We start from the raw sequence: 22,706 nt of genomic DNA on the forward strand, positions 1-22,706 counted from the left end.
GGGGGACCCTGTGGGAGAGTAGGACGCCGCCGAACAATCATTGTGGGAAAGCCCCGCACCTCTGGTGCGGGGCTTTTCTGCGTTTACAGGCTTTTGCGGGACATTGCATGATGTGGTCATGCCTCTGACAGAGACCCTTGCCCGCGTCGATGCGGACCTTGCCGCCGGCCGGGTCCCCCTCGCGCGTCAGCGTCTGCGCGGGCTGGTGTCGTCCTTCCCGTACGACCTGACCGTCCGACGGCGGCTGGCCGAGGTCTACCGGCTCTACGGCGACTCCGTCGAGGCCGGTCGCTGGATGTACCTCGAAGAGGACCGGGACGCCCAGGAGACCGCCGCTTTCGAGGTGCAGTACGGGTCTCCCGCGTGGCGGATGAAGGCGCTGGGCTGGCGGGGGCCCGAGGGCTTGGCCGGCAGTGCGTTCGCCGAGGGGCAGCTGGCCGCGGTGCGGGCCGCCTGTGCCGAGGAGCTGGGGCACCCGGTGGACTGGGACGATCCCGAGTCCTACCGGGACGGTCTGGAGCCGCCGTACGAAGGACCGCCCGTCGAACCGTGGACGGTCGGAGGGGTGTTGGCGGGGCTCGGGTGCGGGGTGGCGGGTCTCGCGTTCCTCGCGGTGTGGGTGGTCGGGGTCTTCGCCCTTTTCGAGGGGTAGCGGATCAGGACGGCTTCACCAGGCCCGTGTCGTAGGCCAGGATCACCGCCTGGACGCGGTCGCGGGAGTTCGTCTTGGCCAGGACGCGGGTCACGTGGGTCTTCACGGTGGATTCGGCCAGGTGCAGGCGGGCCGCGATCTCCGTGTTCGTCCAGCCCTGGGCGATGACCGTCAAGATCTCGCGTTCGCGGGCGGTCAGGGTCGAAAGGCGAGAGTCCTCGTCGGGCCGGCGGGGTGCGGACTTCGGGCTCGGCAGGTGGTGGACGTAGGCGTCCAGGAGGCGGCGGGTCAGGGACGGGGCCACGACCGCGTCGCCGCTCGCCACCGCGCGGATCCCGGCGAGGAGTTCCTCGGGCTGGGCGTCCTTCACCAGGAAGCCGCTCGCGCCGGCGCGCAGGCCCTCGTACGCGTACTCGTCCTGGTCGAAGGTGGTCACGATCAGGACGCGGGTGCGGGCCCCGGCGGCGATGATGCGGCGGGTGGCCTCGATGCCGTCCAGGCCCGGCATGCGGATGTCCATCAGGACCACGTCGGGGTGGTGCCGGTCCACGAGGCGGACGGCCTCGGAGCCGTTGGCGGCCTCGTCGACGACGGTCATGTCGTCCTGGCTCTCCAGGAGCATGCGGAAGCCGAAGCGCTGCATGGCCTGGTCGTCCGCGATGAGAACGGTCGTCACGAGGGGGAGTCCTCCCGGGGGATGCGGAGTCGTACGCGCCAGCCGCCGCCGTTCGGCGGCGGGCCGCATTCGAGTGTGCCGTCGTAGAGGGCCGCGCGCTCGCGCATTCCGGTCAGGCCCTGGCCCTGGCCGGGGGTGGCCGGGACGGTGCCCGTGTCCGTCACCGTGGTCACCACCGCGTCTTCCGTGACCGACAGCGTGACCGTCGCCGTCGCTTCCTCGCCCGCGTGCTTCAGCGTGTTCGTCAGGGCCTCCTGTACGACGCGGTAGACCGTCAGCTGGGCGCCCGTGGAGAGGGCGTGGGCCGCGGGAGCCAGTTCGGTGTGGACCGGGAGGCCTGCTTCGCGTACTCCTGCGATCAGGGGCTCCAGGTCCGCCAGGGTCGGCTGGGGGTCGCGTACCGCGGGATCGGACTCCTCGCGGAGGACGCCCAGGAGGCGGCGCAGGTCGGACAGGGCCGTGCGGCTCGTGGTGCCGATGGCGTCGAGGGCCTGGGCGGCGCGCGCGGGGTTCTTGGCGGCCGCGTACCGGCCGCCGTCGGCCAGACCCGTGATGACCGCGAGGTTGTGGCCGATGATGTCGTGCATCTCCCGGGCGATCCGGGCGCGTTCCGCCGTCGCCGCGAGGCGGACCGCCCGCTCGCGTTCGTCCCTCCGGGAGCGGACGGTGATGCCCAGCAGGGCGACCAGGGCGTATGCCAGGAGGGTGGGGACGATGTGCTGGTCCCAGGAGCCGCGGGGGAAGCGGACCGCGCCCACGACCAGCGGGGGCACGAGCAGGGCGGCGGCGCGGAGCAGGGTGCCGGCCGGGCGGCCCAGCGCGAGGTGGAACAGCGGGAGGGCCTGGAGGTAGGCGGCCTGGAGGAACGCTCCCGAGGCCGCGCTGACCAGGGCCGCGGCGGCCATCACGGTGAGGGCGGCCAGGGGGTTGCTGCGGCGCCAGTAGAGGGGGACGGCCAGGGCCAGGGTCGTGGCGGCCACGAGCCAGGCCGGGAGGGTCGGGTCGGCGGCGGTGTTGCGCCAGCCGCCCGACGCGTCCACCAGCGCGGCGAAGGTCCAGAACAGGGTCAGCGTCGAGTCCCAGGCCCTGGGCCGGGCCGTGTCGAAGGCCCGTACCCGGGACGTCAGGCGGTGCAGGGCGCCGCTCAGGTCCGTGGTCACCGGGCCATCCTCATACGTCGCGGCGGCGCAGCGACAGTGCGGGCACGGCGAGTGCGGCGCCCGCCCACAGCAGCAGGGCGAGGAGCGCGGCGCCGGGTGTCGCCGCGCCGGGGAGCGGGGTGGCGGTGCCGAGGGCGCCGGCCGCCTGGGTGGGGAAGTAGCGGACGGCGGTGTCGACCCACGCGTACGGGAGCATCCCGATGACCTCCGGGAGGATCATCACGCCGCCGATGAACGCGCCCAGCGCGCCCGGTACCGAGCGCAGCGCCGCGCCCAGGCCGAGGGCGACGAGGCCGAGGAGGGTGACGCCGGCGGCGTTTCCGGCGAGGGCGGCGAGGACGCCGTCGTCGGTGAGGGAGGCCGCCTGGTCGGTGTCGCCGAGGAAGACCTGGGCGAGTGCGAAGGTCGCCACGGCGGTGGTGAGGGAGACGGTGAAGACGGTCGTGGTGAAGACCGCCGCCTTCGCCCACAGGACGGGCAGCCGGCGCGGGACGGCGGTGAGCGTGGCGCGGATCAGGCCGGTGGCGTACTCGCCCGCGGTGAGGAGGATGCCGAGGACGGCGAGGGCGACGGCGGCGAGCTGCGAGCCGTAGAGGGTGAGCAGGACGGTGTCGACGTCGGAGTCTCCGCCGCCGGAGGTGTAGGTGGCGCCCATCAGGATGCCGACGCCGAGGACGAGGGCGACGGCGGTGAGGAGGGTCGCCCAGGTGGAGCGGACCGTCCACAGCTTGTGCCATTCCGAACGGACGACGCGGGCGGGGGTGATCACGCGGCTGCTCCCTGGTATTCGACGGAGTCGTGGGTGAGGTCCATGAACGCCTGCTCCAGGGAGGCGCTCTGCGGGGTGAGTTCGTGCAGCGGTACGCCGTGGGTGGCGGCGGCGCGGCCGATGTCGGGGGCGTCGAGGCCGGTGACGTGGAGGGTGTCGGGGCCTTCGGTGGTGATGCGGGCGGCGCCGGGGAGGAGGCCGCGCAGGCGGTCGGCGTCGGGGGTGACGACCTTGACGGTGGTGCCGCCGGCCTGCTGGACGAGTTCGGCGACGGTGGTGTCGGCGAGGAGCCGGCCCTTGCCGATGATGATCAGGTGGTCGGCGGTCAGGGCCATCTCGCTCATCAGGTGGGAGGAGACCAGGACGGTGCGGCCTTCGGCGGCGAGGGACCTGAGGAGGGTGCGGATCCAGCGGACGCCCTCGGGGTCGAGGCCGTTGACGGGTTCGTCGAGGATGACGGCGGCCGGGTCGCCGAGGAGGGCGGCGGCGATGCCGAGGCGCTGGCCCATGCCGAGGGAGAAGCCCTTCACCGGGCGGTCGGCGACCTCGGTGAGACCGGTGAGGCCGAGGACGTGGGTGACGCGGGAGCGCGGGATGCCGTGGGTGAGGGCGAGGGCCGTGAGGTGGTGGCGGGCCGAGCGGCCCGGGTGGAGGGAGCGGGCTTCGAGGAGGGCGCCGGCCTGGGTGAGCGGCGCGGGGTGTTCGGCGTAGGGGCGGCCGGCGATGGTGGCGCGGCCGCGGGTGGGGGCGTCGAGACCGAGGAGCATGCGCAGGGTGGTGGACTTTCCGGCGCCGTTGGGTCCGAGGAAGCCGGTGACGGTGCCGGGGCGGACGGTGAAGGAGAGGTCCTCGACGACTGTGCGGGTGCCGTAGCGCTTGGTGAGTTCTTCCGCTCGGATCATGTCCTCGACGGTAGGGAGCGGGGGCCGGCGGGGCGTCGGACCGGGGGTGGGGGTGCGGGGGGCGGTGTCGTACCCCGGTACGACGCGGGGGCGGATACGACGTGGGGAAGGGTGCGGCATCGGGGAGGGTCTGCGCCGGGGTGGGTGCGGCATCGGGGAGGGTCTGCGCCGGGGTGGGTGCGGCATCGGGGAGGGTCTGCGCCGGGGTGGGTGCGGCATCGGGGTGGGTGCGGCGCCGGGGCGGTGTGGCCTTGGACAAAAAGCCTTGTCAGCGGCGGGGCCCGGTCGCGAGGATCTTCGGCATGGACTATTCGATACGTGTGATCCGCGCCGACGAGTGGGAGCAGGTCCGTGAGCTGCGGCTCGCCGCCCTGCGGGACCCGGTGGCCGCCATCGCCTTCCTCGAGACGTACGAGGACGCCCTCGGCCGGCCCGACTCGTTCTGGCAGGACCGCGCGCGGGGTGGTTCGGACAGCGGGCCGGGGGTGGTGCGGCAGTTCGTGGCCGAGACGGCGGACGGGCGCTGGGCCGGGACGGTGACGGTCCTGGTGGAGCGGCCGACGGACGAGGTGCGGTTCGGTGAGGCGGCGAAGGTCGACCAGACGCACCTCGTGGGGGTGTACGTGCGGCCCGAGGCGCGTGGGGCCGGTGTGATCGACGCGTTGTTCCGGGCGGCGGTGGAGTGGTCCTGGACGCTGCCGGAGCCGGCGATCGCGCGGGTGCGGCTGTACGTCCACGAGGACAATGCGCGGGCCGCAGCCTTCTACCGCCGGTTCGGTTTCGTGGCGACGGGGACGACGGTGCCGATGCCGGGGGACAGCGGGAAGCGCGAGCTGGAGTACGAGCTCCCGCGCCCCTGAGGGGCGTTGGCGGCGCCCGTACGGGTCTTCCCGGGGAGCCAGGGCCGGTTCAGGCGGTCGGGAGGGGTTCGGGCCAGCGGGCTCGTGCCTGTTCCCGGGAGCGCATCAGGGCGAGGGTCGGCAGGCCCTGGGCGGCGCCGTCGGCGAGCAGTTCGGGCAGGCGGGGGAGCGGGGCGACGGCGGCCACGTCGTCGAGGACCAGGGTCATTGGTGGGTCGAGCCGACCGTCGGATGACCGTGCGGCCATGCGGCGGCCGTGCTCGACCACGCTTGCGGCGAGGGCGGTGAGCAGGGGCATCGCGCCCGGGTGGGTGCGCGGGTCCTCGATGGGTTCACCCACCACGTAGAGGGTGCCCTGTTCGTCGACGAATGATGCGAGCGTGAGCGAGTCCGTTCGATTCGGGGTGCAGGCCTCTCTGATGTGGATCGAGGAGAGCGCCGAAAGGGATCGGGCCGTCAGTTCCTGCGCGGCGCGGCGGCGTTCGGGGTGTGCGGTGAGCGCCGATTCGAGGAGGCCGGCCTGACCGGAGGCCGCCTTGGGGTTGGTGCGCAGGATCTGGACGGGGGTGTGGGCGTCGGCGCCCTGGGACCAGCGGTGGACCTGCTTGAAGGGGCGCCCGTCGACGGCGGCGGCGTGCAGCCAGCAGCGCAGGAGCGTTTCCGCCGTGTCGGCCAGGGCCGCGTCCAGACGGGACTGGGGGCGTACGGGGGCGAGGAGGGCGGCCGCGCGTTCCTGGGCGACCGCGGGGTCCTCGCAGCCCTCGGTCGGGCTCCAGTGGAGCCGGGCGGGGGTGTCGCAGAGGTGGCCGGGGTCGTAGACGAGGACCGGGCCGAGCTTGCCGCGGGCGTCCTTGGTCTCGGACCACAGGGCGGGGTCGGAGGTGACGACCAGGACGGCGCCCTCGGCGTCCCGTACGGCCGCGGCGGCGGTGGGGCGGCGGCCGGGGGCGGGGGCGTAGACGACTCGGGGGGTGGGCGGGGGGATCGGGGCCGGGTTCGGGGCCGGGGTCAGGGCCGGGCTCGGGACTGCCGCGGGGGACGGGAGGGCCGTCTCCGTTTCGGGCGTGGCCGCGTCGCGTACGGCGGGGACGGGGGCTGGGGCTGGGGGCTCCGGAACCCGGAGCTGGTCCGGCTCGTGGGCCGGGGCGGGCAGCGTCCGTGCCTGCTGCGCCTGCTGTGCCTGCTGTGACCGCGTCGTCCGCCGCGCCTGCCGTGGCTGTGGCGTCCGCTTGTCGTACGCCCCCGCCCGGCGGTTGGTGCGGACCGTCTTCCAGCGGGCGAGGGTGCCCACCGTGAAGACGGTCAGGACGGCGAGGACCATCGCCTCGCCGATGGTCAGGCCCCAGAACAGGCCGTAGCCCGGGAGGGCCGTCGGCGGGGTCCCGGGCCAGGCGGCGGCGAGGTCGGTGGGGGCCGTCATCAGGGCGCGCAGGGCCTGGGGGGTGCGGGTGAAAGTGACGCCCGGCGGCCAGGCGCCGTGGGCGAGGAGGGCGGACAGGCCGGTCGCCGTCCAGACCAGGACGGCGAGGCCGAGGAGGAGGGCCAGGAGCCCGACCACCAGGCCGTCCGGGATGCCGCCGCCCTGCCGCCTTTCCTTTTCCACGCTCATTCCACGCTCACGCCACCGTCGACTGCGGGTCGTTCATCTGCTGCTCGATGAGGATGGCGCGCTGCTCGGTCTCCCACTCCAGTTCCGCGTCGGTCGCGGACGACTCGGTCATGGCGCGGTCGGTGTAGACGAGCGGGCGTTCCTTCTCGGTGATGAGGTGTTTGACGACCTGGACGTTGCCGTTGACGTCCCAGACGGCGATGCCGGGGGTGAGGGTCGGGATGATCTCCACCGCCCAGCGGGGCAGGCCGAGGACGCGGCCGGTGTTGCGGGCCTCGTCGGCCTTCTGGGCGTAGATGGTGCGCGTGGAGGCCATCTTGAGGATCGCGGCCGCCTCCTTCGCCGCCGCTCCGTCGACGACGTCGGAGAGGTGGTGGACCACGGCCACGAAGGACAGGCCGAGGCGCCGGCCGAACTTGAGCAGGCGCTGGAACAGCTGCGCCACGAACGGGCTGTTGATGATGTGCCAGGCCTCCTCGACGAGGAAGATGCGCTTCTTCCGGTCGGGGCGGATCCAGGTGTGTTCCAGCCACACGCCGACGATCGCCATGAGGATCGGCATGGCGATGGAGTTGCGGTCGATGTGGGAGAGGTCGAAGACGATGAGGGGGGCGTCGAGGTCGATGCCGACCGTGGTGGGGCCGTCGAACATGCCGCGCAGGTCGCCGTCGACCAGGCGGTCGAGGACGAGGGCGACGTCCAGGCCCCAGGCCCGTACATCGTCTATGTCGACGTTCATCGCCTCGGCGGACTCCGCCTCGGGGTGGCGGAGCTGCTCGACGATGTCGGTGAGGATCGGCTGGCGGTCGGTGATGTGCTCGTTGACGTAGGCGTGGGCCACCTTGAGCGCGAAGCCGCTGCGCTCGTCGAGGCCGTGGCCCATCGCCACCTCGATGATGGTGCGGAGCAGCGCGAGCTGGCCCGTCGTGGTGATCGAGGGGTCCAGGGGGTTGAGGCGGATGCCGTCGTCGTTGGCGACCATCGGGTCCAGGCGGATGGGGGTTATCCCCAGCTCCTGGGCGATGAGGTTCCATTCGCCGACGCCGTCCTCGCCCTGGGCGTCGAGGACGACGACCTGGCGGTCGCGGAAGCGGAGCTGGCGCAGGACGTAGGTCTTCTCCAGGGCCGACTTCCCGTTGCCGGACTCGCCGAGGACCAGCCAGTGCGGGGCGGGGAGCTGCTGGCCGTACAGCTGGAAGGGGTCGTAGATGTACCCCTTGCCGCTGTAGACCTCGCGGCCGATGATCACGCCGGAGTCGCCGAGGCCGGGGGCCGCGGTCGGCAGGTAGACGGCCTGGGCCTGGCCCGTGGAGGTGCGCACGGGCAGGCGGGTCGTCTCGACCTTGCCGAAGAGGAAGGAGGTGAAGGCTTCGGTGAGGACGGACAGCGGATCTCGCATCGGTCTGTGCCCCTTCGGCCCTAGCGGCGGATGCCGGTCGCGAACGGCAAGGTGTTCACAAAGGCCCGGTGGTGCTCGCGGTCGCACCACTCCAGCTTCAGGTACGACTTGCCGGCGGAGGCCCTGATCGTGCGCTTGTCCCGGGCCAGGGCCTCGGGGGAGCGCGACGATACGGTGATGTACCCGACGAGGTTGACTCCCGCAGCGCCGCTGGCGAGATCTTCACCCCGCTGGTCGAGCCGGCCGTGGGCGGCGATGTCGCGCGGGTCGACGGTGCGGTTCATCTTGGCCTGGCGGGAGGCCTCCGCCTCGTCGTTGGTCTTCTCGGTGAGCATGCGCTCGATGGCGACCTCGGTGGGCTCCAGGTCCATGGTGACGGCGACCGTGCGGATGACGTCGGGGGTGTGGACGAGGAGCGGGGCGAGGAAGTTGACGCCCACGGGGGTCATCGGCCACTCCTTGACCCAGGCGGTGGCGTGGCACCAGGGGGCGCGGGTGGCGGACTCGCGGGTCTTGGCCTGGAGGTAGGTGGCCTCCATGGCGTCGAGTTCGGCCGGCCAAGCGTTTCGTTTCGTCATGGCCTGGATGTGGTCGATCGGGTGGTCCGGGTCGTACATGGAGTGCACGAGGGACGCGAGGCGGGACTGGCCGAGGGGCTGGCGGACGCGGATGTCGGCCTCGGCGAGGCGGGCGCAGATGTCGGTGAGCTCGCGGGCCATGACGACGGCGAGGCCGGCGTCGCGGTCGAGCTTGCGGGCGCCGGAGGCGTGGCGGGCGGCGCGGGCCATGGCGTTGGCCTCGGCGGCGAGTTCGCGGGTGTAGTGCATGCAGGCCACGAGGTAGGCGCGGTGCTGCTCGCTGGAGGTGGAGACCATGGACTGCAGCTGGTCGTACGACTCCTGGAGCCAGGCGGGGGCCTGGTGGTCGCCGCGCTGGGCGACGTCCTTGGCGTGGGCGTCGGGGTCGGCGGGGAGGGTGCGGGCCAGCATCTGCAGGCGGGTGACGAAGCCGTCGCCGTTGGCGACGTGCTTGAGGAGGGTGCCGAAGCGGTCGACGAGGGCTTCCTGGTCCTCGGAGTCGCGCAGGCCGACGCCGGGGCCCTCGATCTCGATGGCGGCGGTGACGGTGCGGCGGTCGGCGTGCAGCAGGACGGCGATCTCGTCGGGGCCGAAGGGGGCGGAGAGCCAGTTGATGCGGCCGATGCCGGGGGGCGGGCCGACCTCGACCTCGCGGCCGTCGAGGCGGGTGCCGGCCTCGATGCTGCCGGAGCGGTAGGCGGTGCCGCGCTTGAGCATGCGCTTGTAGCTGCGGTTGATCTCGAACCACTTGTAGAAGGTGCGGTGCTTGTACGGGACGTAGACCGCGGCGAGGGCGAGCATCGGGAAGCCCGTGAGCAGGGCGATGCGCAGGGACAGGACGGGGACGATCAGTCCGCTCATCATGCCGAGGAAGGCACCGGCGATGATCAGCGCGATCTCGCCGGTCTCGCGGTTCTTGCCGACGATCGCGTTCGGCCGGGCGCGGCCGATGAGATACGTGCGGCGGGGCGAGACCGGCTGGGACTGGGTCGTCAACGCCCTCCACCTCCTGAGTTCTTGCTGTTGCTGCTACGGCTGGTGTGCGGGGTTCCCGCGGTGGGGCTGCCGCTGCGGGGCGGGGGCGGCGGCGTGGCGGAACCGGATGAGGAGGTGCCGCGGCTGCTGTGGGCGGCGACGCCGCCGGAGAGCGGGTTGGCGGGGCGGGGGGCGCCGCCGGACTGGCCGCCGCCGGCGTCGCGGGTGCTGTGGGTCTTGATGCCCTGGGAGACGAGGGAGGCGGGGGAGGAGATGACGGCGGCCGCCGCGTTCTCGCCGGCGCGGTGGAGGCGGTTGTTGCGGGAGGCGACGATCTCGTCGCCGAAGCCGGGGACGAAGCGGTAGATCATGGCGGAGGCGAAGATCGCGAGCAGGATGATCGCGAGGCCGGAGACGACCGCGGAGAAGGAGTCGGGGCCGGTGCCGGAGGAGAGGGCGCCGGCGAGTCCGAGGACGATGACGATGACCGGCTTGACCAGGATCACCGCGATCATGATGCCGGCCCAGCGGCGGACGTGGCCCCACATGTTCTTGTCGACGAGCCCGGCGTAGACGACGACGCCGAGGAGGGCGCCGACGTAGAGCAGGACGGCGCGCAGGACGAGTTCGAGGTAGAGCACGCCGGCGGCGAGGACGGTCACGAGGGACACGATGATCAGCATGATCGGCCCGCCGCCGATGCTGTCGCCCTTCTCCAGGGCCTGCTTGAAGCTGCCGAAGAAGACGTCGGTCTGCTGGCCGGTGCCGGAGGCGATGACCTCGGTGATGGCGTCGGTGGCGTTGACGACGGTGTAGAGGATGAGCGGGGTGAAGGCGGAGGCGAGGACGGTCAGCCAGAGGAAGCCGATCGCCTCGGAGAGGGCGGTGGTCAGCGGGACGCCGCGGATGGCGCGCTTGGCGACGGCGAGCAGCCAGAGGAGGAGGGTGAGGAAGGTGGCGGCCGCGAAGACGATGGCGTAGCGGCCGAGGAACTGCATGTTGGTGAAGTCGACTTCGGCGGTCTGCTTGACGGCGGCGGAGAGGGTTTCGACGACCCAGGCGGCGGCGCTGGCGCACCCCTTGGCGAGGGAGCTGAGGGGGTCCAGGGCGGACGTGGGGTCGGTGACGGCGGGGGAGTTGGTGCCGCCGCCGGGGGACTGGCCCTTTTCGCACAGCTCGCGGGCCTGCCCCACGATCAGCGCGCACGGGTTGTTGGAGGCGCTCGGTGACGGGGTCGCGCCGGGGGGCGTCGGGGTCGGCGTCGGGGCCGCGTACGCCCGTGCGCCGAGCAGGACGAGGGCGGCGGGGACGGCGGCCACGCCCGCGCCCAGCGCGCGCAGGGTCAAGCCTCGGCTAGCGGGCATAGGTGAAGCCTCCGTATCCCTCGACTGCCTTGGCGATGTCGTCCGCGAGGGACGCGCGGTTGTCGCCGTTGACGGGGGTGGGGCCCTCGGTCTGTTCCGAGGAGACGATCTTCCAGTCGTCGCCGACCCACCTGAGCTTCTCGGTGAGGGTGAACCAGGTGGACGTGACCGGTTTGGTCGAGCCCTCGCCGGCGAGCCCCACGAGTCCGGTGGACCAGACCTCCACGGTGGCGGTGTCGCCCGTGAAGTCCCTGACCTTGGTGCCGACCGGGATGGTGCGGGACACGAACGTCAGCCCGGCCGGCGCGGTGCCTCGGGCGTCCAGGCCCAGGGTGGTCAGGAACGAGGCCGAGTAGGAGGCGTCGAGGTTGCGCACCAGGGCGTCCGCGACGGCGGGGTCGTGGGTGCCGCGCACGATGCTCTCGCGCGGCCCGCGCTGGAACATGTCCACCGAGCCCAGCGCCACCGCGTAGTTCGCCGCCGCGCTCTGGGCCCCCTGTTCGTCTCTCGCGAAGCCCGCGGGGATGTCGCCGTTGCGGCCCGTGACCGGGCGGGTGCCGGTGGGGGAGGTGGGGGCGGCGGAGTGGGCGGAGGGGTCGGGGGTGCCGGACTTGGTGTCCGGGTCCTGGGAGTCGCCGCGGTTGGCCAGGGCGATGGCGGCGATCAGGAGGACCACGACGCCCACGACCGCGACCATGGAGCGGGAGCTGCGGGCGGGTGGGCGGGGGGTGCCGGTCTCGGGGAGGCGGGTGCGGGTCTGGCCGTCGTGTTCGTCGCCGAGGCTCATGCGGGGTACGCCCCTTCGGCCGTTCGCGGGTACGACAAAGTCCGGGCTGGCTGCCGCGCGGACGCGGCGTAATGACTGGACATCAGGGAACGCGACCTCGGTGGTGAGAAACGGGTTAGACGGCCATCCCGTACACGATGGTGAAGAGCGTCCCCAGAGACCCGATGATGAAGACGCCGGTGAGACCGGCCACGATCAGGCCCTTGCCCTGTTCGGCGCTGAACGTGTCGCGCAGGGCGGTCGCGCCGATGCGCTGCTTGGCGGCTCCCCAGATGGCGATGCCGAGACAGAGCAGGATGGCCACGGCCATCACGACCTCGATCATCACCTTGGCCTCGGCGCCCAGGCTCCCGAAAGGCCCCCAGTTCGGGGCGATTCCACCGATGATGGTGGTGATGTCGCCCTTCTCGGCCGCCAGGTACATGTAACTCACCGCCCCTGTTGGGTAGTTCGTCGCCCCTGCCGGACAGCATGGGTCGTCGACCTATCTTCGCTGATGAAACCGCCCGCGTGTGACGGCTTGACGGCTCTCTTTACCCGATCACCGCACACTTGACCGATCTGACCGTCTTGACCTGCGACGGTGCTGCCGGTTTGTATGCGAAGACGCGTATGGTCACTCTGTGTATCACGGAGGGTGACTCCGGGCAATGATTGTCGTTGTGGCACCTTTGGGGCGGCGTCGGAGCCGTTGCCGGGGTGGAAGCGGGGGGCCGCGCCTAGACTGGCGCGGCGGGGCGTACTGCCAGGAGCCGAGGGGTGGTTGACGGTGCGTAAGGCGCGCAGGGCGTGGCTGGTGACCGGCGGGGTGTTCGGGGTCTGCCTCAGCTTCGTCGTCCTGGTCGTCGTCGGGACGTACTCCGCCGCCGCAGGGCTCATCGGCGGTGCGGGGAACGGCAGGAACGGGACCGTCGCGCTCGCCAAGGGGGCCGTGCCCGCCGCGTACCAGGGGCTCGTGCAGAAGTGGGGCAACCTCTGTCCGGCCATCAACCCCGCGCTGCTGGCCGCCCAGCTCTACCAGGAAAGTGGCTGGAACCCGACCATCGTCTCGCCCGCGAACGCCCGCGGCATCGCCCAGTTCATCCCGGGGACCTGGGCGGGGCACGGCATCGACGGGGACGGGGACGGCGACCGGGACATCTGGGACCCCGCGGACGCGATCCCGTCGGCCGCCTCGTACGACTGCGAGCTCGCCCGGTACGTGAAGGACGTGCCCGGCGACCCGGCGAACAACATGCTCGCCGCCTACAACGCCGGCGCCTACCGGGTCATCAGATCCGGTGGGGTGCCCCGGATCAGCGAGACGCAGAACTACGTGCGGATCATCCGCTCGCTGGAGAAGAGCTTCGCCCGGCCGGTGGGCCGGGTCGACCCCTCCCGGCAGGCGGCCGGCGCGATCTACTACGCGCAGCAGAAGCTCGGCACGCCGTATCTGTGGGGCGGTACGGGCACGGCGGCGCAGAATGGCCGGTTCGACTGCTCGGGGCTCACCCAGGCCGCGTACCAGTCCGTCGGGATCGAGCTGCCGCGCGTGGCCAACGACCAGTACAACGCGGGGCCGCATCCGGGACGTGACGAGCTGCTGCCGGGGGACCTGGTCTTCTTCTCCGACGACCTGACCAACTCGCGGGCCATCAGGCACGTCGGCATCTACGTCGGCGGCGGCTACATGATCGACGCCCCGCGCACCGGGGCGGTGATCCGTTTCGACCGGATCGACACGCCCGACTACTTCGGGGCGACCCGGGTGACGGCGGACGGGGCGGCGGCGCTGCCGACCGGACTGCCGCAGTAGGGGAGCGGCTGGCCGGAAGTGTGCGCCGGGACGCGTTTTCCGGCTGCGACGACCCGTCACCTTTCGATAACGTCCTCGTGATCTTGGGCGGAGAGCGGAACGCTGCCTTCGGGTGGATCGTTCATCGATCCGACCACTCTGACCACGGGGGTTGGACACCGACACAAGCAAGGGGCCGCAGCAGATGGCTGGACTCGCATCGGACGGCTCGAACCCCGATGTCAGCCTGCTCTACGACATCAACGGGATGGCGAAGGCCGCCCCGCCGTGGTTCGACCGCGTCATGGAGTTCGTGGGCGAGTACGGCGTCATGCTCGGCCTCGTGCTCGTCGGGCTCGGCTGCTGGTGGAGCATCCGCCGGCGCGGAAGTCTCGCCGACGCGGTCTCCGGCCTCGCCGCGCTGATCTGGGCCCCGCTCGCGGCCGGTGTCGCGCTGCTGGTCAACATCCCGATCCGCGGGTTCGTCGAGCGGCCGCGGCCGTTCAAGGACCACCAGGGGCTCGAGGTCCTCGTCGCCGGCAAGACCGACTTCTCCTTCGTCAGCGACCACGCCACGCTGGCGATGGCCCTCGCCGTCGGGATCTTCGTCGCCCACCGCAGGTTCGGACTCGCCGCCATCGGCCTCGCGCTCTTCGAGGGCTTCTGCCGCGTCTACATGGGCGTGCACTACCCGACCGACGTGGTCGGCGGCCTCGCGCTCGGCACCGCCGTCGCCCTGCTGCTCGCCCCGCCCGCGCTCGCCCTGCTCACCCCGGTCGCCTCCGCCGTCGCCCGCTCCCCGCGCGGCGCCGTCCTGGTCCGCTCCCGGCGTGCCGCCGAGCGGCGTCCGATGGCCGAAACCGTCGGTATGCCGGAGCCCAGGCTCGGCTCGGGCGAGAACGACCTCGCGGCCTAGAGCGCCCGGGCCGCCTCCAGCCGCCTGGAGCCGTCTTCCGGTGCGGCTTGCGCGGCCCGGAGCGGCCCGGAGGGGGCCCGCAATCGCCGGCAAACCGCCTGCCGGAGGGCCTTCAGGCTCCGGCGGACGCCAAGTGCTCCGCCGCGTCCGCACGGGCCCGATCGCGTGATCTGCGGGCCGGGCCCCGCCAGCCGCAGCTGCACCTGGCGATCGCGAACGACCCGCGTTCCGTGGTCTCCGTGTGATGCACGACAACCACGGTACTGCGCGTGACGGGCCGCCTCGACCGTCGTTATCCGGTCGGGTGGGATCCGGACGGACAAGCGGCACGGCGTTGGGGGTTGGCGGGCGATGGTGGTGCGGAACGGACGCTCGGGCGGGGCGTGGGCCGTCGCCGCGGCGCTGCTCGGGACGGTGGCCGCAGGCGGGTGCGCGGCCCCCGGTGACGACCCCGAGCCGGGTGGCGACCCGGCCCAGACGGTACGGGGCGCGGCCGAGGGACTGACCCGGGCCGGCTCGGCCCGGGCGAGCACTTCCATGGAGATGGCCTCCGGAGGCACCCGGGTCACCATCCGCGGCGAGGGCGGCTACGACTTCCGCCGCCGCACCGGCACGCTCCGGGTGATCCTCCCCAAGGACGCCGCGGGGGAGAGCGAGCACCGGCCCATCACCGAGCTGCTCGCGCCCGGCGCGCTCTACATGAAGAACCGGGGCGCCGGCGTCCCCGCCGACAAGTGGGTGCGGGTCGACACCACGGCCCTCGACGACGGCAATCTGGTCACCGGCGGCGCCACCGACCCGGCTGCCGCCGCCGAGCTGCTGCGCGGGGTGCGCACGGCGGTGTACGTGGGCGAGGTCGACCTCGCCGGGGTGAAGGTGCGCCACTACCGCGGCGTCGCCGACATCGGCGAGGCCGCCCGGCGGGCCTCCCCCCAGGTGCGCGGCGCGCTGGCGGCGGCGGCGAAAGGGTTCACCACCGACACCGTCCCCTTCGACGCGTATCTGGACCGGGAGGGGCGGCTGCGCAAGGTCCGCCACCAGTTCAGCTTCAGCAACCAGGGCCGTACGGTCGCCGTCGCCTCGACCACGCTGCTGTACGGGTTCGGTGCGCGGGTGACGGTGACGCTGCCGGACCACAAGGACATCTACGCCGGGAAGATCAAGGTCTGAGCGGCCCCCTGCCCGGGCCCGCACGGCGTCCCGAGCCGTGCTCCCGCCGTGGCCATCGTCAAATGGTCCGGACGTGTCATGTGCGGTCCGTAGGCCGCTCCCTACGCTGGGAGAGCGACTCCGGCAGGAAGAGGTGAACGCGCATGGCTCCGCCGCCCCCCACGGCGACCGCGCTCAGCGACCCCGAGCGCATCGCCCTGGCCGAGATCGAACTGTGCGGTGAGCTGATCATCGCGGCCTCGGCGACCGTCGAGGAGCGGCTGAGCGCCGACCGCATCGACGAGGTGCTCCGGGTCGGCGCCGGACGGCCGCACTAGTCGGCCGCTCAGGTGCGCATCATGCGGGCGATGGCCTTGGTGGCCTCCTCGACCTTGGCCTCGATCTCGTCGCCGCCCTTGGTCGCCGCGTCCGCCACGCAGTGCCGCAGGTGCTCTTCGAGGAGCTGGAGCGCGAAGGACTGCAGGGCCTTCGTGGAGGCCGAGACCTGGGTGAGGATGTCGATGCAGTAGACGTCCTCGTCGACCATCCGCTGGAGACCGCGGATCTGGCCCTCGATCCGGCGCAGCCGCTTGAGGTGCTCGTCCTTCTGCTTGTGGTAGCCGTGCACCCCGTGGTCGTGGTCGGTGCCGGCGGCGGCCGCGACCGAGGGGTCGGCGGCGGCCGTGGGGGTGAGCTGGTCCGCCTCGGTGGTCGTCATGACGTCCTCCCGTTGTCCATAAAGGGTGTGTATACCCCTCGTGGGTATATGGTACCGATCCCCGCCGAACCGGGCGGGGGCCCGTGCAGATCACTGTGCCTGATGGGCGACACTGAAGGGACGCCGGTTAGCCGTGGCCGGATGATGCGCCTAGCATCAGCCTGACCGAAACCCAGCACCCCGAGGACCCCACGTGCGATTTCGTCTGACCCCCAGGGAGACGAGCTTCTATGACATGTTCGCCGCGTCCGCGGACAACATCGTCACGGGCGCCAAGCTCCTGATGGAACTGCTCGGAGCGGACGCCTCCGCCCGGGCCGAGATCGCGGAACGGATGCGGGCAGCGGAGCACGCCGGCGACGACGCGACCCACGCCATCTTCCACCAGCTGAACTCCTCGTTCATCACCCCGTTCGACCGCGAGGACATCTACTCCCTCGCCTCCTCCCTCGACGACATCATGGACTTCATGGAGGAGGCCGTCGACCTGGTCGTCCTCTACAACATCGAGGAACTGCCCAAGGGCGTCGAGCAGCAGATCGAGGTGCTGGCCCGGGCCGCCGAGCTCACCGCCGAGGCCATGCCGAACCTGCGGACCATGGCCAACCTCACGGAGTACTGGATCGAGGTCAACCGGCTCGAGAACCAGGCCGACCAGATCCACCGCAAGCTCCTCGCGCACCTCTTCAACGGCAAGTACGACGCCATCGAGGTGCTGAAGCTCAAGCAGGTCGTGGACGTTCTGGAAGAGGCCGCCGACGCCTTCGAGCACGTCGCCAACACGGTGGAGACCATCGCGGTCAAGGAGTCCTGAGCTTCGTGGACACCTTCGCTCTGATCGTGACCATCGGTGTCGCGCTCGGCTTCACGTATACGAACGGCTTCCACGACTCCGCCAACGCCATCGCCACCTCGGTGTCCACCCGGGCGCTGACGCCCCGGGCGGCGCTGGCGATGGCCGCGGTGATGAACCTCGCCGGTGCCTTCCTCGGCCAGGGTGTCGCGCACACCGTCAGCAAGGGCCTCATCGCGACGCCCACCGGCGACAAGGGGATGGGCATCCTCTTCGCCGCGCTGCTCGGCGCGATCGTCTGGAACCTGGTCACCTGGTACTTCGGGCTTCCCTCGTCCTCCTCGCACGCCCTGTTCGGCGGCATGGTGGGCGCGGCGCTCGCGGGCGGCACGGAGGTCATCTGGTCGGGCGTGCTCGACAAGGTCGTCATCCCGATGTTCGTCTCGCCGGTGGTCGGTCTGATCGCCGGTTACCTGGTCATGTGCGTGATCCTGTGGCTCTTCCGCAAGGCCAACCCGCACAAGGCCAAGCGCGGCTTCCGGATCGCCCAGACCGTCTCGGCGGCGGGCATGGCGCTCGGCCACGGTCTGCAGGACGCGCAGAAGACGATGGGCATCGTCGTGATGGCGCTGGTCATCGCCGACGTCCAGGGGGCCGACGACCCGATCCCGGTCTGGGTGAAGATCGTCTGCGCCGTGATGCTCTCGCTCGGCACGTACGCGGGCGGCTGGCGGATCATGCGGACCCTCGGCCGCAAGATCATCGAGCTGGACCCGCCGCAGGGCTTCGCGGCCGAGACGACCGGCGCCTCGATCATGTTCGGCGCGGGCCTGATGTTCGGCGCGCCGATCTCGACGACCCATGTCATCACCTCGGCGATCATGGGCGTGGGCGCCACCAAGCGCGTGAACGCGGTCCGCTGGGGCGTCGCCAAGAACATCGTGCTCGGCTGGTTCATCACCATGCCGGCGGCGGCGATCGTGGCGGCTGCGAGTTACTTCGTGGTGCAGCTCGTCTTCGGCTGAGGCGCGGTGCTGCCCGGCTCTGCTGGGGGTCCGGGGGTTATCCCCGGGTGATGCAGTATCGCCGTGCCGGCGGCGGCGATCGTGGCGGCTGCGAGCTACTTCGTGGTGCAGCTCGTCTTCGGCTGAGGCGCGGTGCCCGCCCGGCTCTGCTGGGGGTCCGGGGGTTATCCCCCGGGTGATGCAGTATCGCCGTGCCGGCGGCGGCCATCGTGGCGGCTGCGAGTTACTTCGTGGTGCAGCTCGTCTTCGGCTGAGGCGCGGTGCCGCTCGGCTCCGGCCGGGGCATGTGGTTGGGCCCGGCTCCCCTGTGGGGGAGCCGGGCCCTTGTGCGTCATACGGCGGCACCGCCATGCAGCGCCGTACGACGTGTTTATCCGAAGCGGCCGGAGATGTAGTCCTCGGTCGCCTGGACGCTCGGGTTGGAGAAGATGCGCTCGGTGTCGTCCAGCTCGATGAGCTTGCCCGGCTGGCCGACGGCCGCCAGGTTGAAGAAGGCGGTGCGGTCCGAGACGCGGGCGGCCTGCTGCATGTTGTGCGTCACGATGACGATCGTGAAGCGCTCCTTCAGCTCGCCGATGAGGTCCTCGATCGCCAGGGTCGAGATCGGGTCGAGGGCCGAGCAGGGCTCGTCCATCAGCAGCACGTCGGGCTCGACCGCGATGGCGCGGGCGATGCACAGGCGCTGCTGCTGTCCGCCGGAGAGGCCGGAGCCCGGCTTGTTGAGGCGGTCCTTGACCTCGTTCCAGAGGTTGGCGCCCTTGAGGGAGCGCTCGACGATGTCGGACAGCTCGGACTTCTTGTAGCTGCCGTTGAGCCGCAGGCCCGCCGCCACGTTGTCGAAGATCGACATGGTGGGGAAGGGGTTGGGGCGCTGGAAGACCATGCCGACCGTGCGGCGCACCGCGACCGGGTCGACGCCCGCGCCGTACAGGTTCTCGTCGTCCAGCAGCACCTTGCCCTCGACGCGGCCGCCGGGGGTGACCTCGTGCATGCGGTTCAGGGTGCGCAGGAAGGTGGACTTTCCGCAGCCGGACGGGCCGATGAAGGCGGTCACGGAGCGGGGCTCGACGGTCATGGAGATGTCGTCGATCGCCTTGTGGTTGCCGTAGTAGGCGGAGAGGCCGCTGACGTCGATTCGCTTGGCCATAACTAGTTCACTTCCGTTCGGCTCAGCGGCCGGTCTTCGGGGCCTTCCAGCGGGCGATGCCGCGGGCCACCAGGTTGAGGATCATGACGAAGGCGATCAGGACGAGCGCGGCGGCCCAGGCGCGGGCCACGGCGGCGTCCGTGCCGACCGCGTACTGCTCGTACACGTACAGCGGCAGCGAGGACTGGGCGCCTTCGAAGGGGTTCGGGTTGATGAGCTTCGTACCGAACACGAGGAGGAGCACGGGGGCCGTCTCACCGGTGATGCGGGCGACCGCGAGCATGACGCCCGTGGTGATGCCGCCGATCGCGGTGGGCAGGACCACCTTCAGGATGGTGCGCCACTTGGGGACGCCGAGGGCCAGGGAGGCCTCGCGCAGCTCGTTGGGGACGAGCTTCAGCATCTCCTCGGTGGAGCGGACCACGACCGGCATCATCAGGATCGCGAGGGCCATCGCGCCGGCGAAACCGGAGGGGCCGAAGCCCAGCATCAGGTTCCAGGTGGCGAGGATGAACAGGCCCGCGACGATCGACGGGATGCCCGTCATGACGTCGACGAAGAAGGTGACGGCCTGGGCGAGCCGTCCGCCGCCGTACTCGACGAGGTAGACCGCCGTCAGCAGGCCGATGGGCGCGGCGATCAGGGTCGCGATGGCGACCTGCTCGATGGTGCCGAGCAGCGCGTGGTAGACGCCGCCGCCGGCCTCGGCGTCGAGGACGCCGTTCATCGAGTGGGTGAGGAAGTACGGGTCGAGGACTTCCAGGCCCTTGCTGATGGTGACCCAGGCGAGGGAGAGCAGCGGGACCACGGCGAGGACGAAGCAGACCCAGACGAGGCTGGTGGCGACGCGGTCCTTGGCCTGGCGCGAGCCCTCGACCTTGGTGGTGATCGCGTACGTGGCGATCACGAAGAGCAGGGCGGCGATCAGGCCCCACTGGACCTTGCTGTGCCAGCCGGCGGCGAGGCCGATGCCGCAGCCGGCGGCGATCGAGCCGACGGCGACGGCGGCGGGCGTCCAGCGCGGGAGCCGGGCGTGCGAGAGGGAGCGGCGCGGGGTCATGGTTATCGGACGCTCCTGGACGGCGTGGCTCATGCGTTCGCCCCCGAGTACTCCTTGCGGCGCGCGATGATCATGCGGGCGGCGCCGTTGACCAGCAGGGTGATGGCGAAGAGGACGAGACCCGAGGCGATCAGGGCGTCCCGGCCGAACTCGTTGGCCTCGTTGAACTTCGCGGCGATGTTCTGGGCGAAGGTGCCGCCGCCCGGGTCGAGCAGATGACCCGAGATGACGAAGCTGGGGGAGAGGACGACGGCTACGGCCATCGTCTCACCGAGTGCGCGGCCCAGCCCGAGCATGGAGGCGGAGATGATGCCGGAGCGGCCGAAGGGCAGCACCGACATGCGGATGACCTCCCAGCGCGTGGCGCCGAGGGCGAGCGCGGCCTCCTCGTGCATCTTCGGGACCTGGAGGAAGACCTCGCGGGTCACGTTGGTGATGATCGGGAGGATCATGATCGCCAGCAGGATGCCGACGGTGAAGAGGTTGCGGGCGACGCCGTCGCTGGACTTGTCGAAGACGTACGTCCAGCCCATGTACTGGTCGAGCCACTTGTTGAGGCCGTCCAGGTACGGGACGAGGAAGATCGCGCCCCACAGGCCGTAGATGATGCTGGGCACGGCGGCGAGCAGGTCGACCACGTACGCGAGCGGCTTGGCCAGCCTGCGCGGGGCGTAGTGCGAGATGAACAGCGCGATGCCGATGGCGACCGGCACGGCGATGCCCATGGCGATGACCGAGGAGACGACCGTTCCGAAGGCGAGGACCGCGATGCCGAAGACCGGCGGGTTGGCGGCCGGGTTCCACTCGAAGGTCGTGAAGAAGTTGGTGCTGTCCTGGGAGATCGCGAGGACGGCGCGGTACGTGAGGAAGACCGCGATGGCGGCCATGATCACGAGGAGGGTGATGCCGGAACCGCGGGACAGACCGCTGAAGACGCGGTCCCCGGCGCGGCCCGCGCTCTTGGCGCGGCGGTTCCTGCGTATGTCGGGTGTGTCGGGTGTTGTCGTAGCCATCTGCTTCTCCGGTCTGCGGGGCTCGTACGGGGGCGTACGGGCTCCTGGCGGCGGTGCACCGGATGCCGGGGCCGGCCCCTCCACGGGAGGTGAGGGGCCGGGCCCGGCCGGGGGTCAGGACAGGGTGGGGACGATCTCGCGGACCTTGGCCGCGATCTCGGCCGGAAGCGGGGCGTAGCCGGCGTCGGAGAGGACCTTCTGGCCCTCCTCGCCGGCGGTGTAGGTGAGGAACGCCTTCAGGGTCGGCAGGGTGTCCGCCTTGTTGCCCTTGTCGCAGGCGATCTCGTAGGTGACCAGGGTGAGCGGGTAGGCGCCCTCGGCCTTGGTCGTGTAGTCGAGGGAGAGGGCCAGGTCGGAGCCGGTGCCCTTGATCTTGGCGGCGGCGATGGCCTTGGAGGCGTTCTCCGTGGTGGCCGCGACCGGGGCGGAGGCGCCGGTGTTGATGGAGACCGTGGAGATCTTGTTGGCGGTCGCGTAGGAGAGCTCGAAGTAGCCGATGGAGCCCTCGGCGTCCTTGACCGCGGTGGCGACGCCGGAGGAGCCGTTGGCGGCCTGGCCGCCCGGGGCGGGCCACGACTTGGTCTTCGGGTCGTACTTCCAGTCGGCCTTCGCGGTGGCCGAGAGGTACTTGCCCAGGTTCTGGGTGGTGCCCGACTCGTCCGAGCGGTGGAAGGCCTGGATGGTGGAGTCGGGGAGCTTGGCGCCCGGGTTCAGCTTGGCGATCGCCGGGTCGTTCCACTTGGTGATCTTCGTGTCGAAGATCTTGGCCAGGGTGGGGGCGTCCAGGACGAGGTTGTCCACGCCGTCCAGCTTGTAGCCGATGGCGATGGGGCCGCCGACCATCGGCAGGTTGACGCCCTTGCCGCCCTTGCAGATCTTCTGCGACTCGGCGACCTCTTCGTCCTTGAGGGCGGAGTCGGAGCCGGCGAAGGTGACCTGGCCCTGGTTGAACTTGGTGATGCCACCACCCGAGCCGATGGCCTGGTAGTTGACCTCGACGCCCGAGCACGCGGCCTGGAAGTTCTTGACCCACAGGTCCATCGCGTTCTTCTGCGCGCTGGAGCCGGCGGCGAGGAGCTGGCCCTTGGCGCCGTCGCACTTGATGTTCGACGCGGCGGCGGAGGTCTTGCCACCGTCCTTGGTGGGCGCGTCGCTGTTGTTGTCCGAACCACACGCCGAGAGGACGAGCGCGCCGGACACGACGAGGGCACCGATCGCGGAGGCGCGAAGCCCGTTCTTACGCGAAAGCTTCACTTTCGGGTGTTCCTTCCAGAAGCCGCCTGCCGTGGACCTTGCTGTCCTGAACGTTGTACGGCGGCGCGTGTCGGGGTGGTGGGTGCAGCGCTGGGGCTGAGCACCTCGTACGGCCGAAATTAGGCA

Annotated in this window: 23 protein-coding genes; 8 read left to right on the top strand and 15 right to left on the bottom strand. The window is 71.3% G+C overall.

Annotated elements, in window-relative coordinates; translation table 11 throughout:
* Positions 1-118: 118 nt before the first annotated feature.
* Positions 119-652, top strand: coding sequence for a DUF6584 family protein (locus ACH414_RS14060; RefSeq protein ID WP_382533303.1), 534 nt, complete (start codon positions 119-121; stop codon positions 650-652).
* A gap of 4 nt (positions 653-656) precedes the next feature.
* On the opposite strand, the gene ACH414_RS14065 is transcribed toward ACH414_RS14060, so the two are convergent.
* From ACH414_RS14065 to ACH414_RS14080, 4 genes are read right to left on the bottom strand one after another with little or no spacing between them, the layout of a single operon-like run.
* Positions 657-1,328 (bottom strand): response regulator, encoded by a 672-nt coding sequence (locus ACH414_RS14065; RefSeq protein ID WP_382533301.1) that lies wholly within the window; start codon positions 1,326-1,328, stop codon positions 657-659.
* Entirely contained in the window at positions 1,325-2,488 is a 1,164-nt protein-coding gene (locus ACH414_RS14070) for a sensor histidine kinase (RefSeq protein ID WP_398941946.1), read from the bottom strand. Before ACH414_RS14070 ends, ACH414_RS14065 begins: the two co-directional genes overlap by 4 nt.
* A gap of 10 nt (positions 2,489-2,498) precedes the next feature.
* A complete protein-coding gene (locus ACH414_RS14075; RefSeq protein ID WP_398941948.1) occupies positions 2,499-3,257 on the bottom strand; it encodes an ABC transporter permease in 759 nt (252 codons plus the stop codon).
* Complete coding sequence (locus tag ACH414_RS14080; RefSeq protein WP_398941950.1) at positions 3,254-4,159, bottom strand: ATP-binding cassette domain-containing protein; 906 nt, start codon at positions 4,157-4,159, stop codon at positions 3,254-3,256. Before ACH414_RS14080 ends, ACH414_RS14075 begins: the two co-directional genes overlap by 4 nt.
* Before the next feature lie 302 nt (positions 4,160-4,461).
* On the opposite strand from ACH414_RS14080, the gene ACH414_RS14085 reads away from it, so the two are divergent.
* The gene (locus tag ACH414_RS14085) at positions 4,462-5,019 is read left to right on the top strand and encodes a GNAT family N-acetyltransferase (RefSeq protein ID WP_398941951.1); all 558 of its coding nucleotides are present in this window, start codon (positions 4,462-4,464) and stop codon (positions 5,017-5,019) included.
* Between the two features lie 49 nt (positions 5,020-5,068).
* Here the strand turns inward: ACH414_RS14085 and ACH414_RS14090 are convergent, their stop codons facing one another.
* The 6 genes from ACH414_RS14090 to ACH414_RS14115 form a co-directional block, all read right to left on the bottom strand.
* On the bottom strand, positions 5,069-6,628 hold the full coding sequence (locus ACH414_RS14090; protein WP_398941952.1) for a type VI secretion protein: 1,560 nt from the start codon (positions 6,626-6,628) through the stop codon (positions 5,069-5,071).
* A 7-nt stretch (positions 6,629-6,635) separates the two neighbouring features.
* Positions 6,636-8,027: an ATP-binding protein gene (locus ACH414_RS14095; RefSeq protein ID WP_382533290.1), complete on the bottom strand. Its 1,392-nt coding sequence runs from the start codon at positions 8,025-8,027 to the stop codon at positions 6,636-6,638.
* Between the two features lie 20 nt (positions 8,028-8,047).
* Entirely contained in the window at positions 8,048-9,601 is a 1,554-nt protein-coding gene (locus ACH414_RS14100) for an SCO6880 family protein (protein WP_382533288.1), read from the bottom strand.
* Positions 9,598-10,944 (bottom strand): hypothetical protein, encoded by a 1,347-nt coding sequence (locus tag ACH414_RS14105; protein WP_398941955.1) that lies wholly within the window; start codon positions 10,942-10,944, stop codon positions 9,598-9,600. The genes ACH414_RS14100 and ACH414_RS14105 overlap by 4 nt, the downstream gene beginning before the upstream one ends.
* Positions 10,934-11,731 carry a hypothetical protein gene (locus tag ACH414_RS14110; RefSeq protein WP_398941957.1) on the bottom strand — a complete coding sequence of 266 codons (798 nt, stop codon included), beginning with the start codon at positions 11,729-11,731 and terminating at the stop codon, positions 10,934-10,936. Before ACH414_RS14110 ends, ACH414_RS14105 begins: the two co-directional genes overlap by 11 nt.
* 115 nt (positions 11,732-11,846) lie before the next feature.
* The gene (locus ACH414_RS14115) at positions 11,847-12,155 is read right to left on the bottom strand and encodes a hypothetical protein (RefSeq protein ID WP_046908545.1); all 309 of its coding nucleotides are present in this window, start codon (positions 12,153-12,155) and stop codon (positions 11,847-11,849) included.
* A gap of 345 nt (positions 12,156-12,500) precedes the next feature.
* Here ACH414_RS14115 and ACH414_RS14120 point away from each other — a divergent pair, with 345 nt between their 5' ends.
* The 4 genes from ACH414_RS14120 (at position 12,501) to ACH414_RS14135 (ending at position 15,908) form a co-directional block, all read left to right on the top strand.
* Positions 12,501-13,526, top strand: a complete 1,026-nt coding sequence (locus ACH414_RS14120) for an NlpC/P60 family protein (protein WP_382533362.1) — start codon at positions 12,501-12,503, stop codon at positions 13,524-13,526.
* A 184-nt stretch (positions 13,527-13,710) separates the two neighbouring features.
* Positions 13,711-14,421 (top strand): phosphatase PAP2 family protein, encoded by a 711-nt coding sequence (locus ACH414_RS14125; protein WP_398941958.1) that lies wholly within the window; start codon positions 13,711-13,713, stop codon positions 14,419-14,421.
* Between the two features lie 351 nt (positions 14,422-14,772).
* Positions 14,773-15,591 carry a hypothetical protein gene (locus ACH414_RS14130; protein WP_382533281.1) on the top strand — a complete coding sequence of 273 codons (819 nt, stop codon included), beginning with the start codon at positions 14,773-14,775 and terminating at the stop codon, positions 15,589-15,591.
* Between the two features lie 143 nt (positions 15,592-15,734).
* Positions 15,735-15,908 carry a hypothetical protein gene (locus tag ACH414_RS14135; RefSeq protein ID WP_382533279.1) on the top strand — a complete coding sequence of 58 codons (174 nt, stop codon included), beginning with the start codon at positions 15,735-15,737 and terminating at the stop codon, positions 15,906-15,908.
* 8 nt (positions 15,909-15,916) lie between these two features.
* Here the strand turns inward: ACH414_RS14135 and ACH414_RS14140 are convergent, their stop codons facing one another.
* Entirely contained in the window at positions 15,917-16,288 is a 372-nt protein-coding gene (locus ACH414_RS14140) for a metal-sensitive transcriptional regulator (protein WP_386565652.1), read from the bottom strand.
* A gap of 193 nt (positions 16,289-16,481) precedes the next feature.
* Here ACH414_RS14140 and ACH414_RS14145 point away from each other — a divergent pair, with 193 nt between their 5' ends.
* A complete protein-coding gene (locus ACH414_RS14145; RefSeq protein WP_351656523.1) occupies positions 16,482-17,102 on the top strand; it encodes a DUF47 family protein in 621 nt (206 codons plus the stop codon).
* 5 nt (positions 17,103-17,107) lie between these two features.
* Positions 17,108-18,106, top strand: a complete 999-nt coding sequence (locus ACH414_RS14150) for an anion permease (RefSeq protein WP_382533276.1) — start codon at positions 17,108-17,110, stop codon at positions 18,104-18,106.
* Positions 18,107-18,476: 370 nt separating this feature from the next.
* Here ACH414_RS14150 and pstB read toward each other — a convergent pair whose 3' ends face one another.
* The 4 genes from pstB to pstS form a co-directional block, all read right to left on the bottom strand.
* Complete coding sequence (pstB, locus tag ACH414_RS14155) at positions 18,477-19,253, bottom strand: phosphate ABC transporter ATP-binding protein PstB (protein WP_382533274.1); 777 nt, start codon at positions 19,251-19,253, stop codon at positions 18,477-18,479.
* Positions 19,254-19,275: 22 nt separating this feature from the next.
* Positions 19,276-20,346, bottom strand: coding sequence for a phosphate ABC transporter permease PstA (gene pstA / locus ACH414_RS14160; RefSeq protein ID WP_382533272.1), 1,071 nt, complete (start codon positions 20,344-20,346; stop codon positions 19,276-19,278).
* Positions 20,343-21,326: a phosphate ABC transporter permease subunit PstC gene (gene pstC, locus ACH414_RS14165; RefSeq protein WP_382533271.1), complete on the bottom strand. Its 984-nt coding sequence runs from the start codon at positions 21,324-21,326 to the stop codon at positions 20,343-20,345. Before pstC ends, pstA begins: the two co-directional genes overlap by 4 nt.
* Positions 21,327-21,440: 114 nt before the next feature.
* Positions 21,441-22,580: a phosphate ABC transporter substrate-binding protein PstS gene (pstS, locus tag ACH414_RS14170; RefSeq protein ID WP_382533269.1), complete on the bottom strand. Its 1,140-nt coding sequence runs from the start codon at positions 22,578-22,580 to the stop codon at positions 21,441-21,443.
* Between the last annotated feature and the right edge of the window lie 126 nt (positions 22,581-22,706).

The sequence above is a fragment of the Streptomyces sp. NPDC020422 genome (assembly GCF_044386705.1).
Lineage (GTDB): Bacteria > Actinomycetota > Actinomycetes > Streptomycetales > Streptomycetaceae > Streptomyces.